This is a genomic window from Propionispora hippei DSM 15287 (assembly GCF_900141835.1).
Classification (GTDB): domain Bacteria; phylum Bacillota; class Negativicutes; order Propionisporales; family Propionisporaceae; genus Propionispora; species Propionispora hippei.
In genome coordinates this window covers 59,881-72,555 of sequence record NZ_FQZD01000017.1, presented here as the reverse complement: position 1 = coordinate 72,555, position 12,675 = coordinate 59,881, and the positions used below count along the sequence as shown (strand labels likewise).

Here is a 12,675-nt window from a genome sequence, read left to right as displayed (position 1 = left end):
GGGAAGATTCTAAAGAGTGGGTTCGGCAAAACCGGCTTACGAAGTCAGGAAAAATGCTATATAGGAAGAGAAGTCAAACCATTGAGCGGAGTTTTGCAGACGCTAAGCAACTGCACGGACTTCGCTATTGCCGGTTTAGGGGTAGAGAGCATGTACAAGAGCAGGCGTTACTAACGGCTGCTTGTCAAAACATGAAAAAGATTGCCAATCACCTCGCCAGACTGGCGTAGGTATCGGCAATCTTTTCTTTTTGAGTCTACTTAGTGATGGTTTTCCTTTTGTTTTGTCTAATAGAAACCCCCATGGCTTAGATCTTTCCCAAACCATGGGGTTCTTCAACAGCCTGAGGGGAGCCGGCCTGATCAAATCAGGCCGGCTCCCCTTTGGTTATGACTGACGCCAGCTTCTCAATTTAGTTAAATATTCGGCCGCCAAATCCATGACCGACATATTTTGCGCCGCCGCGTCCTGCGGCGTCAGCGTAATGACCGAACGGTCATCATAATAGACGGTAATGCCATTGTCGTCATGATCCAGAATATATTTATCGGGATTATAGTCGGGAAGCTGCTTGAGCCGGAACAATGTGCCGGCTACGAAATAAGCCCGGTATGCCGGTTTGTACCCGGCATATTCGGCGGTGATCGGCGGCAGCGACCAATCGCCATCCACCACCTGTGCCGCCTTCCCGTCCGCCCCCTCGTTAACGGTCGGGGATATGTTCTGATCTTTTATATATCCTTCCACTGCCTTGATCCGGGCCTGCCCTTCCGGATGATCGGAAAATAAATCGTAATGATATTTCTGATCCATAGTGGCCAATTTTTTTAAGCCAATCAACATGCTATAAGGATTGTAACCTGCCCGGTAAGTATGTACGAAGCCCAGATAATCAGCTTCCCGTTCATCAGTCCGGCTATAGCCGGCCATAATCGCATTGTAGGCTAAGTTTTGCAGTAACGCTCCCCTGTCACCAAACAGAACGCCGAATAAAATATTCATCCCCAGTCCCTTTTCAATCTGGCGCACGCTATGGCGCTTGACAATATGCCCGATCTCATGGCCGATAACCCCGGCTAGCTCCTCATCGGAAGGCATGAGGTCAATCAAGCCTTTATAGACATAAATAAAACCGCCAGGAACAGCAAAGGCGTTAACCTCTTTTGAGTTGAGAACCTTAAACGTATAAGGCAGATCCTTGCGATCACACACGGCAACCAGACGCCGGCCGATACGGTCAACCCGTTCCTGCAGAGCCGGGTCATCCAGCAGCCCATACTGCTTTTCCACCTGCTTGGCCACGTTGCGGCCCATTTCAATCTCATCCTTGGTGCTGATTAGCGTTCCCGCCTGAACCACCGGCAAATGAACCCCTTGCAGGAAGATCAAGATACCCAGGCAAAAGCTGAAAATCAGTCGCACTCCCAACCGAACCATCGTTACCTCCTAGGGGAACCGAATTAAAAGCAGTTCTTTGGTGCACGCTGTAAAGAGAAGCAGCTTCCCTCGCTGCCGCCAACTGCGTTTATATTATTTTTAATATTCTCGCCAAAGCAACAAAATCCTGCCACACGACCCTTGAGGCATATTTTGAGACTAGTGAAAGTATCCCTGGTGAGTGATTTTTGCGCCAGACGAAGTAACATTTTTTACAGGAATAGTGACCTTATTAAAACATGTTAACCAAGCATCGCATTAAAGGAACCGTAAGAGCGGATTTAGTATAGCTTAAAAACATGCCCTAAATTCTTGGTCATCATAAAATACTATAATCCCCCTTAAAACTACACCATTAGTCAAGCAAACCCGCTATTAAAGCTAATTATTTATGTAAATAAATAAAATTTTATTCCTTTTATTGCCACACGAACAAAATCATGGTACTATTATTAATGATTTATCTTTTATTATCGCGCCATATTCAGGAAAGGAAGGTGACCGTCATCGATTTAACAGTCAGACAGTCCAATATTTTAGAAATAGTAAAACAAGCCGGTCCTATTACCGGGAAAGATATTGCCGATAAACTCGGTCTCAGCCGGGCAGCCTTGCGGTCCGACCTGGCCGTACTGACCATGTCCGGCCTACTAGGAGCCAGGCCGCGGGTCGGCTATTACTACACGCATAAGACTCCGTCCGACTATATTGCCACCATATTAGGCAATATCCAAATCAGCGATGCTCATTCCTTACCGGTTGTCATCCGGGAGAACTGTTCGGTCTATAATGCCATCGTAACGATGTTTACCGAAGATGTCAGTACAATTATGATTGTTTCCGAGGGAGGCTTTCTGGAAGGTGTGGTCTCCCGCAAAGATCTTCTGAAAGCCAGTATGGGTGATAGAAATCTTACCGAACTTCCTGTAAAAGTGGCCATGACCCGTATGCCGAATATTATTGTCACCACCCCGGATGAACCGGTGCTGGACGCTGCAAAAAAACTTCTCAACCATCAGGTGGATGCTTTACCGGTAGTCAAGGTTGTTGTTGTTGACAAAACAGAAAAATTACAAGTTGTAGGACGTTTCACCAAAACCAATATAACCAGGCTCTTTGTCCAACTGGCCGATACCGGTTATAGCATATAAGGAGGCATATTTGAACCATGAACACAATACCTATTGTACATATACTGTCTGATTCAATCGGCGAAACCGGTGAAATAGTGGTAAAAGCAGCCATCAGCCAATTCGGCTCGGGCCGCGTGGACATCCGGCGCATTCCTTTCCTTGCTTCGGAGGAGCAGGTGGACGAGGTATTATCCGAAGTGGAGGCGGTCGGCGGCATTGTCGTCTACACACTGGTAGGCTCGGAGCTGAAAGCCTACTTAGAGGCCAGACTGCACGCTCTAAACCTTGTTCACGTAGATATTATGGGGCCTCTGCTAAGCGCTTTCAGCAAGGAAACCAGCCTGCAGCCAAAAAACGAACCGGGAATTATCCGGAAGGTGGATAAAGATTATTTCAATAAAGTGGCAGCTATTGAGTTTGCCGTCAAGTTTGACGACGGTAAGGACCCTCGCGGCTTATTACGGGCCGACCTCGTACTGATTGGCATATCCCGGACATCCAAGACACCCTTATGCATGTATTTAGCCCATAAAGGAATCAAAATGGCCAATGTTCCGCTGGTGCCTGACGTAACACCACCCGATGAGCTTTACCAGATTCCGACCAATAAAATCGTCGGCCTGACAATCAGACCGCCACTCTTGCTGGAAATACGGAAAGAGCGGTTAAAAACGATGGGGCTATCTCCTGCTGCCGACTATGCCAGCCCGGAACGGATCTTTTATGAAATCGATTATGCTCTTTCGGTTATGCGAAAAATAGGCTGCCCTATTATTGACGTAACCAATAAAGCAATGGAAGAAACAGCAGCCAAACTGCTGGATTACTACCGTAAAGGAGCGATGTAAATGTCAAACTATGTGTACATGTTCACCGAAGGACGCGCCGACATGCGGTCTCTGCTTGGCGGCAAGGGTGCCAATCTGGCGGAAATGACCAATCTTGGTCTGCCGGTACCCTGTGGAATGACCATCACGACAGAAGCATGCCGGGATTATTATCGGGTCGGCGGGTCCTTCCCTAATGGCTTGCGGGAAGAAATTCTGGAAAAGCTAAAGCTCGTCGAAAGCAAGTCCGGTAAGAAACTGGGCGATCCGGGCGACCCTTTATTGGTCTCCGTACGGTCAGGCGCAGTATTTTCCATGCCTGGCATGATGGACACTATTTTAAATCTCGGACTTAACGAAACAACGGTGCAGAGTGTGGCCAAAAACACTAATAACCTGCGCTTTGCCTATGATTCCTACCGTCGTTTCATTCAGATGTTTTCCGATGTCGTACTGGAAATACCTAAACATGAATTTGAGTACATATTAAGCCAGGAAAAAGAAAGTGCCGGCGTTGTGTATGACCAGGAGCTGTCGGCCCAATCATTGCGTAACGTCATCGACAAGTATAAGGAGCTGGTGGAAAATCAGACCGGACGCTCCTTCCCCGAAGACCCGCTGGACCAGCTTTTTATGGCGGTTGAAGCGGTCTTTAAATCCTGGAACAACCAACGGGCCATTATCTACCGTAACTTGAATAAAATCAGCCATGATCTGGGAACGGCTGTCAATGTGCAATCTATGGTTTTCGGCAATATGGGCAACGACTCAGGCACCGGCGTTGCCTTCAGCCGCAATCCTTCCACCGGCGAAAACGTCTTGTACGGCGAATATCTGATGAACGCCCAGGGAGAAGATGTGGTAGCCGGCATCCGGACACCGCAGCCAATCGCCCAATTACAACAGGACATGCCGGAAATCTACGACCAATTTGTGAATATTGTCCAGACACTGGAAAATCATTACAAAAATATGCAGGACATTGAATTTACCATTGAGCGGGGCAAACTCTATATGCTCCAATGCCGTAACGGCAAACGTACCGCCCAGGCAGCCGTAAAGGTTGCCCATGACATGGTTCAGGAAAACCTCGTCGGCAAAACAGAAGCTTTGTTGATGGTAGAACCGGAACAGCTCGACCAACTGCTACACCGGCAGATTGACAGTTCAGCCAAGCTTACGGTCATTGCCAAGGGTTTGCCAGCTTCACCGGGAGCGGCCTCCGGGCAGGTGGTTTTTGACGCCGACAAGGCGGAGAAAATTGCCAAGCTCGGCATTAATGTCCTCATGGTGCGCATGGAAACAACGCCTGACGACATTCACGGCATTATCGCCGCCGAAGGCGTTCTGACCAGTCGTGGCGGCATGACCAGTCATGCGGCGGTAGTGGCCCGCGGCATGGGAAAACCCTGCGTCTGCGGCTGCGAATCAATAAAAATTGATTACGCTAAACAGGAATTTACCGTAGGCGGCCTGACTATCAAGGCCGGCGACGTCATCTCCATCGACGGTGCAACCGGCAGAGTCATCTCCGGTCAGGTGCCGATGAAAGACCCGGAACTTTCAGCAGAGTACACTACGCTGCTGGCCTGGGCTGATGAAGTGAAAAAGCTGAGCGTCAGGGCTAATGCCGATACCCCGGAAGATGCCGCCAAAGCGCGCGCTTTCGGCGCAACCGGCATCGGCCTTACCCGCACCGAGCACATGTTTATGGGCGCCGACCGGCTCCCCTTCGTTCAACAGATGATCCTGGCCGAAAGCCTGGAAGAACGTCAGGATGCTTTATCCCACCTGTTACCGATTCAGGAGAATGATTTCTACGGTATACTTCAGGCCATGGAGGGGCTTCCCGTCTGCATCCGTTTGCTAGACCCGCCGCTGCATGAATTTTTGCCCAGTCTGGAAGAATTGCTGGTAGAAACGACGAAACTGCGCACCTCCGGCAAAAATGCCCAATTGCTAAGCGAAAAAGATTCCTTGCTGCGTAAGATACGGCAATTGCACGAGTTCAATCCCATGCTGGGACACCGTGGCTGCCGCCTCGGCATTACCTTCCCGGAAATCTATGAAATGCAGATCCGTGCCATCTTCAATGCGGCAGCCCGTCTGACGAAAGAAGGCTATACCGTGCTGCCGGAGGTGGAAATACCGCTCACCATCGACAAGGCTGAACTAATTTTCTTTAACGAACGGATTAAAACGATTGCCCAGGAAGTCTTTGCCACCTATGGCACTTCGTTCCACTACAGTTGCGGCACTATGATCGAAATTCCCCGGGCCGCCCTGTTAGCCGACGAATTGGCGGAAGTATCGGAATTTTTCAGCTTTGGCACGAACGACTTGACCCAAACCTGCATGGGCTTTAGCCGTGACGACGCCGAAGGCAAATTCCTGCCCTACTACCTGGAGCAGAAAATCTTGAAGGAAAATCCCTTTATCGCTCTTGACCGCAAAGGCGTGGGGCAGCTCATGAAGCTGGCAGTGGAAAAAGGACGGCAAACCCGCCCCGATCTGATTACCGGTATTTGCGGCGAACATGGCGGCGAACCCAGTTCGATTGCCTTTTGTCATCAACTAGGCCTGGATTTTGTCAGTTGCTCGCCCTACCGGGTCCCTATCGCCCGGCTGGCGGCTGCACAAGCCGCAGTCAGCCAGGGAGAAAACCTGGGCACCCGCTAATCCCCGCATAAAAAGAACAACCCCCTTCTGTCCCCGGACGCTTACGGGACAAAGGGGGTTGTTCTTTTAGAGCTACAGTTTATTGAAGCTACAGCTTATTAATGATGCTGGCGCTGTAAGCTGCGCCAAAGCCGTTGTCAATATTTACAACCGTTACCCCGCTGGCACAGCTATTCAGCATAGTGAGCAGCGGCGCCAACCCGCCAAAGTTCGCACCATAGCCCACGCTGGTCGGCACGGCAATAACCGGCTTATCCACCATACCGCCGATCACGCTGGCCAGCGCGCCCTCCATACCGGCCACCACAATAACAACTTTAGCGCCGCGAATGATTTCCATTTTGGCAAACAACCGGTGAATGCCGGCCACACCGACATCAGTAATTTTCTCCACCCGATTGCCCAAGGCTAAAGCCGTTTCTGCCGCCTCTTCCACCACCGGCAGATCGGACGTACCGGCAGCCACAATGGCAATATAGCTATCCGTCTGTTCTGGAGCCTTGCGCCGGATGGTAATCGTCCGTCCGAGCGGATTATAAGCCGCTTCCTCCGTCAGTTCCGCTACCGCCCGGTACATCGCCTCATTGGCCCGGGTAGCCAGGATGGTAACATCCCGGTCTAGCATAAAGGCTACAATTTCCCGTACCTGCTCTACCGTCTTGCCTTCACAATAGATGACCTCCGGATACCCTACCCTAAGCTCCCGGTGATTGTCAATTGTGGCAAACCCAAGCTCGGTAAAGGGCAAATCCTCCAGCGCCTGCTGCGCTTTTTCCACACTTACCTGCCGGTCGTGGACCAATTGCAGCAAGTGCTTTAGCTCCTCTTTATTCATTCTGCCGCCTCCTTGCCGCTACTGCTCCCTGGCAGAACTCCCGAACCCAGTTGTTCATTCAGGCTGCCCATGCGGTATCCTTCCAAATCCAATGAAACATACCGGAACCCATACTCCTTCAACTGCCCGGCAATCCGGTCAAGCAGCGACACATCAAACAGCTTGCCGCGGTCGCCGCGGGGAATCTCAATCCGGGCGATTTCACCATGACAGCGAACTCGCACCGCTCGAAACCCGATGCTCATAAGATAAGTTTCCGCCCTTTCGATTTTTGTAAAATCGTCGGTCTTCAATTCATTCCCATACGGAATCCTGGTCAGCAGGCAGGCATAGGCCGGTTTATCCCAGGTGGGTAATTCCATATCCCTGGATAGCTGCCGGATCTCCGCCTTGGTAAGCCTGGTTTCGAGTAATGGACTGCGGATGCCTAATTCTTTTAACGCCTGCAAACCAGGGCGGTAATCACCGGTATCGTCAAAATTCGTCCCGTCAACCACATAGTCAAAGCCTTCTTCCCTGGCTTTAGCCTGAATCAGACTGAACACAGCCTTTTTACACAGGTAGCAGCGATTTTCCGGATTAAACCGGATGGTATCCAATAGCGGTACTTCCAGTATTTCATGGGCAGCGCCGATTTTTCCGACCAATTCTTTAGCCTCTTTTATTTCCCACTGCGGAATATACGGCGACAGGATGGTTAAGGCCTTCATATTATTTCCCAGCGTTTCATGAGCCGCTTTTAACAAGAAAGTGCTGTCCACTCCGCCGGAGAAGGCCACCACAACCTTGCCCATTTGCTGCAACAGAGCTACAAGCTCTTTATATTTTTCACTTGCCGACATAGCCCTTTTCCTCCATCAGCTTTGCTACTTCCCGATAGACTAACGCCAGTGGCACATCGTGCGCAGCGGCACAGCGCCGGCAGTCCTCATATTCCGGCTTATATTTAACCAGTTTTCCGCCATAATAAGCCTTTTTCACACTGATCTGGCCGTAGCAGGTGTCCAATGTCACAAATTCCCGGTCCAGCATAATTTTTTCCACCTGGTATTTGCGCACGCCAAGAGCTGTTGTTTCCTGCAGCAGCAGGTCCAACACCGCTTGCTCGCTGGCAGCCTCGGCTAATACACTGAGCGTCGTGGCCAGTCTTCCCTTTTTCATGACAATCGGACTTTTCCATACATCCAGCGCACCGGCGGCAAACAGCCGTTCCTCCACGTAACCGTATTGCTCGGGACTCATATCGTCCAAATTGGTCTCCCATATCCACTGCCCGGTTTTAACCGCACTCCGGCTATCGTCACGGCCCAGATACACCCGGAGAACATTGGGGATATTCATATCCCGGTGACCGATACCATAGCCCGTTTTCTCAATGACAAAATTCATTTCATCGGTAAATTGGTCCACATTAGCCGCTAAAACGGCTGCCCCCGTCGGCGTAGTTGTCTCAAACGGAACAAGACCGGACTTGACCGGAATTCCCTGCAGAAGCTCCGCGGTAGCCGGTGCCGGTACCGGCATAACCCCGTGGGCGCATTTCACAAAACCGCCGCCTACCTGCACAGTCGATGCCAGGATCTTGTCCACCTGTAAATAATCCAGCGCAATGGCGGCACCAACCATATCGACAATCGAGTCGGTCGCCCCCACCTCATGAAAATGAACCTCTTCCACCGTCTTACCGTGGACTTTGGCTTCCGCCGCTGCAATCTTCCGGAACATCCGGCAACTTAACGCTTTGACCCGCTCAGGTAAGCGGCTGTTATTGATAATCTGCTCAATATCATACAGATTCCGGTGCACATGGGGCCGGCTCGCTTCCCCGGCTACCGCTGACAACACATGGTGATGATGGGCATGCTCTTCCTGCTCATGGTGGTGATGCTCATGCTCATGTCCATGTTCATGCTGGTCTGATCCAGGATGATGGTGATGATGATCGTGGTGACGGTGATGATCGCCATGTCCCTGATTATGACTATGCCGGTCTCCTGTTTCGTCCGTCTCGGGTTCCGCTGTCAAATGAACCTTCACCTGTGTGCCGGTTATGCCCTGTTTCATTGCCCGGTCCACGGCAAGAACATATTCACCGCCAAGCTCCAGCTTGGCCAGCTCCTGACGCACATACGCCTCATCCACGCCTAAGTCCAGTAAAGCCGCCAGATTCATATCGCCGCTAATTCCGCAAAAACAGTCATAGTATAAAATCCGCATCACAAATCCTCCTTTGCTTCGGGAAACTCCCGTCTTATCGTTAAGCCAAAGACCTGCCGGTTTAGTTAACCGTGCAGGTCTTCCAATTTACAGTAATTTAGCCCATAAATCCAAAAGTGAGGCAATTTCCGCCTGCAGGACACCACGCGTCGTCAGCGGATGTCCGGCGCAGCCATCCAATAAGGCCTGCAAATGGACAAGCATAGCCGCTGTCCGTTGCTCCGGTGACGGCACCTCCGGTGGTTCCGCCAGACCGGCCAATAGCAGGGCCCGGTGGTATTTGCTGCTCGATTCCAGCACCAGCGGGTAGCGGCGGACTAATGCAGCCCCCAACCGGAGAACTTCGGCCGGCTGCCCACTTTTCAGCTCCAGCTCCAGTTCCAGAATCGGCGCCCGTTTGCCGCCGGCGACAATCTCGCCCCGGTCGGCCGCCACTTCGATACCGGTGTGACCGGCCCGTTCGACATGCAGCATGTGCCGTTCAAACACGGTACTGCATAAGGGGAGTAGCTGCGCACCCCCAATAGCTTCCGCCAGCAAAGCTCCGGCCGGACTGTGCTTGAAAACCGTAAGGTCTACTGCCGGACCGTCTACCGGAACATTCCACTCCTGCCGCCGGTGCAAGCCGCCCGTCGCCGCACCGCCTCCCTTGACCGTAGCCATCCATTGTCCCGACTCCTGCCGGATACGGTAGGTCAGCCGCCTTTTACGCAGCTCACCGCCTGCGGTATCATAATAAACGGCTTGCAGCATATCCCGCCGCCACTCCGGTTCAGCAGCCATGTGTCGTAAGAAATCATCCGCCAGCACTGCCTTCCAGCCGTCTGCATCGCTAAGCCGCAGCTTTAATTCGACTTCCGTGTCACTTGTCATGGTTTCTTCTGTCAGCCTTTCGTTCACAACTCGCCTTCTTCAGCCGACGGTTCCAGCGGCGCCGGGGCTGCAGCAGCCTCCGTCAGCAGAGCCACCTTGTCTTCGGCCGCTTTCTTAAACTCTTTATAGCTTAAATTATACAAAGCGTCCAAAAACTTCGGCATAAAACTGCCCGGCCCCTTGCTATTTTCTGCGGCTTTCCGGGCGGCAGCGCCATAAAAGGCCAAAGCAGCCAGTACACCTAACCGCGGTTCGTCCGCCACAGCCAGAAAAGCACCGGTAAGCGAAGTTAAGGCGCAGCCTGTACCGGTTACCATTTGCAACAGTTCATGTCCCGTAGCATTGGTCATTACTGACTGTCCATCTGTCAGGTAATCGGTGGCACCGGTGGCGGCCACCAATGTCGAGTACTCCTGAGCCATCTTTTTCACTGCTGGCAAGTCAAGGCCGGAGTCTGCACTGTCAACCCCCTTAACTTGTCCCGCCGTCCCGGCAATAAAACCAATTTCACCGTAATTGCCGCGAATCAGGGCAACCCGGACATCCTGCAGAATTTGTCCGGCGGTGACATTGCGATAGGCGGTGGCTCCCACCCCCACCGGATCGAGGACAACTGGCTTTTGAAATTTATTGGCATATTCACCGGCCTTTAGACAATACCCTATCTGCCGGGTATGCAATGTCCCGATATTCAATACCAGCACGCTGCAAATTCTCGCCAAGTCCTCTGCTTCCGCAGCCCCCTCCGACATAATAGGTGAAGCTCCTGCCGCCAAAAGGACATTTGCCGTAAAATTAGTCACCACGGTGTTGGTAATGTTATAAACCAGCGGATTCTTTTCTCTTACCGCCTCCCGGACAGCCCATAAATCCTTCAACATGAAACCAGCCTCCTCTCATTCCCTTGCACACTGTTCATCGTACGCAGGTCAAGCCACCTGCGCATACCTTATACACTTTCGCCAGGCCGTGTTTTAATTTCCTTCTTCAATGCTGCGTGAATCCTCAGGCACCGTCAAAAACCGTATATTCGGATTGCGTTCCATAATCCAGTTCAGCGACCACACATTGTTAATCAAAGCCACCGGACGGTCTTTAATATCCTGGACCAGCAACCCGCTGTCCATACTCTTGATAGCCTTGATATCCGCTTCACTGCCGGCCAGCCAGCGGGCTACGCCAAAGGGAAGCCGGTCCATGATGATGGTAACGCCGTACTCATTTTTCAGCCGGTATTCCAGCACTTCAAACTGCAGACTGCCCACCGTGCCGATGACAAAGGACTCCACTGCACTGTCGGGCTGCCGGAAAACCTGCACGGCGCCTTCCTGGGTAAGCTGAGTCATTCCCTTAACAAATTGCTTGCGCTTCATGGTGTCCTTTGCCTGCACCCGGGCAAACTGTTCCGGCGGAAACACCGGAAAATCCTGAAAGGTAAAGTCGCGGCCAAGCGGGCATAAGGTATCGCCGATACCGAAAATGCCCGGATCAAACAAGCCGATAATATCGCCGGGATAGGCTTCCTCAATAATAGCCCGTTCCTGCGCCAAAAACTGCTGCGGCTGAGCCAGCTTGATCGGTTTGCCCGACTGCACATGCAGCACTTCCATGCCACGGGTAAACTTGCCGGAGCAAATCCGGATAAAGGCCAGGCGATCCCGGTGGGCCGGATTCATATTGGCCTGGATTTTAAAAACAAAGGCAGAAAATTCTTCCCCATCAGGCTTGATCTCACCTTGTGAAGACAAGCGGGGTGCCGGCTCCGGCGCTAACTGCAGAAACTCTTCCAGGAAACTCTGAACTCCAAAATTCGTCATGGCACTGCCAAAGAACATGGGGGTCAGCTCACCCGACTTAACTTTGGCAAAATCAAACTGATCACCAGCCATATCCAGCAGTTCAATATCCTCGCAAAGAGCGTTATGTATGGTTTCCCCCAAAAGGGCTTTAAATTCCGGATCATGAACATCTCCTGCCTTAGAGGCCATGGCCGTACTGCCATGATTTCCCTTGCCCTCAAACAGCTCGATCCGGGCCAACTTGCGATTATACACACCCTGGTAGTCGCCGTCCACACCAACCGGCCAGTTCATCGGATAAGCCCGTATACCTAATACATTCTCAATTTCTTCCATCAACTCAAAAGGATTTTTCCCATACCGGTCGAGCTTGTTGACAAAGGTAAATACCGGGATGCCCCGTTGCTTGCAGACATAGAACAGTTTTTTCGTCTGTTCCTCAACGCCTTTGGCCACGTCAATCAACATGACGGCACTATCAGCGGCCATCAAGGTGCGGTAAGTATCCTCACTAAAATCCTGATGACCGGGAGTATCCAGAATATTAATCCGGTATCCGTTATAATCAAATTGCAGCACGCTGGAGGTAACTGAAATTCCTCTTTGCTTTTCAATTTCCATCCAGTCGGAAACGGCGTGTTTCTGCGCTTTACGGGCCTTTACCGATCCGGCCAGACGAATGGCACCTCCGTACAGCAGTAATTTTTCCGTAAGGGTTGTTTTACCGGCGTCAGGATGAGATATAATGGCATAGGTGCGCCGCTTTCTTGTCTCTTCGATTAATTCATTCATTATCCAGCTAGAATCCTCCCATTTCAATTGCTACTACTACTATAGTAACAGGCAATAAAATTGTCAAATAAATATATTTATAT

At 51.3% G+C, this 12,675-nt stretch carries 11 protein-coding genes; 4 read left to right on the top strand and 7 right to left on the bottom strand.

What is annotated here, in order from left to right:
- Positions 1-230 (top strand): transposase (locus F3H20_RS11390; RefSeq protein WP_149735044.1); only part of this gene is annotated, 230 nt, incomplete at its 5' end.
- Between the two features lie 157 nt (positions 231-387).
- Here the strand turns inward: F3H20_RS11390 and F3H20_RS11385 are convergent.
- Positions 388-1,437: a M48 family metallopeptidase gene (locus tag F3H20_RS11385; RefSeq protein ID WP_149735043.1), complete on the bottom strand. Its 1,050-nt coding sequence runs from the start codon at positions 1,435-1,437 to the stop codon at positions 388-390.
- A 440-nt stretch (positions 1,438-1,877) separates the two neighbouring features.
- Here F3H20_RS11385 and F3H20_RS11380 point away from each other — a divergent pair, with 440 nt between their 5' ends.
- Genes F3H20_RS11380 through ppdK form a run of 3 tightly spaced genes read left to right on the top strand, consistent with a single transcriptional unit; the run spans position 1,878 to position 6,076 of the window.
- Positions 1,878-2,588, top strand: a complete 711-nt coding sequence (locus F3H20_RS11380) for a helix-turn-helix transcriptional regulator (RefSeq protein WP_223191735.1) — start codon at positions 1,878-1,880, stop codon at positions 2,586-2,588.
- Positions 2,589-2,605: 17 nt separating this feature from the next.
- The gene (locus F3H20_RS19925; protein ID WP_188128298.1) at positions 2,606-3,418 is read left to right on the top strand and encodes a pyruvate, water dikinase regulatory protein; all 813 of its coding nucleotides are present in this window, start codon (positions 2,606-2,608) and stop codon (positions 3,416-3,418) included.
- Entirely contained in the window at positions 3,419-6,076 is a 2,658-nt protein-coding gene (gene ppdK / locus F3H20_RS11375) for a pyruvate, phosphate dikinase (protein ID WP_188128297.1), read from the top strand.
- Between the two features lie 88 nt (positions 6,077-6,164).
- Here ppdK and larB read toward each other — a convergent pair whose 3' ends face one another.
- The 6 genes from larB to F3H20_RS11345 form a co-directional block, all read right to left on the bottom strand.
- Positions 6,165-6,911 carry a nickel pincer cofactor biosynthesis protein LarB gene (larB, locus tag F3H20_RS11370; RefSeq protein WP_149735042.1) on the bottom strand — a complete coding sequence of 249 codons (747 nt, stop codon included), beginning with the start codon at positions 6,909-6,911 and terminating at the stop codon, positions 6,165-6,167.
- Positions 6,908-7,753 (bottom strand): ATP-dependent sacrificial sulfur transferase LarE, encoded by an 846-nt coding sequence (larE, locus tag F3H20_RS11365; RefSeq protein WP_149735041.1) that lies wholly within the window; start codon positions 7,751-7,753, stop codon positions 6,908-6,910. Before larE ends, larB begins: the two co-directional genes overlap by 4 nt.
- Entirely contained in the window at positions 7,740-9,128 is a 1,389-nt protein-coding gene (gene larC / locus F3H20_RS11360; RefSeq protein WP_149735040.1) for a nickel pincer cofactor biosynthesis protein LarC, read from the bottom strand. The genes larE and larC overlap by 14 nt, the downstream gene beginning before the upstream one ends.
- Positions 9,129-9,215: 87 nt before the next feature.
- Entirely contained in the window at positions 9,216-10,028 is an 813-nt protein-coding gene (locus F3H20_RS11355) for a CYTH domain-containing protein (RefSeq protein WP_149735039.1), read from the bottom strand.
- Positions 10,025-10,882 (bottom strand): hydroxyethylthiazole kinase, encoded by an 858-nt coding sequence (gene thiM / locus F3H20_RS11350; RefSeq protein ID WP_149735038.1) that lies wholly within the window; start codon positions 10,880-10,882, stop codon positions 10,025-10,027. The genes F3H20_RS11355 and thiM overlap by 4 nt, the downstream gene beginning before the upstream one ends.
- Before the next feature lie 93 nt (positions 10,883-10,975).
- The gene (locus tag F3H20_RS11345) at positions 10,976-12,592 is read right to left on the bottom strand and encodes a peptide chain release factor 3 (RefSeq protein ID WP_149735037.1); all 1,617 of its coding nucleotides are present in this window, start codon (positions 12,590-12,592) and stop codon (positions 10,976-10,978) included.
- Between the last annotated feature and the right edge of the window lie 83 nt (positions 12,593-12,675).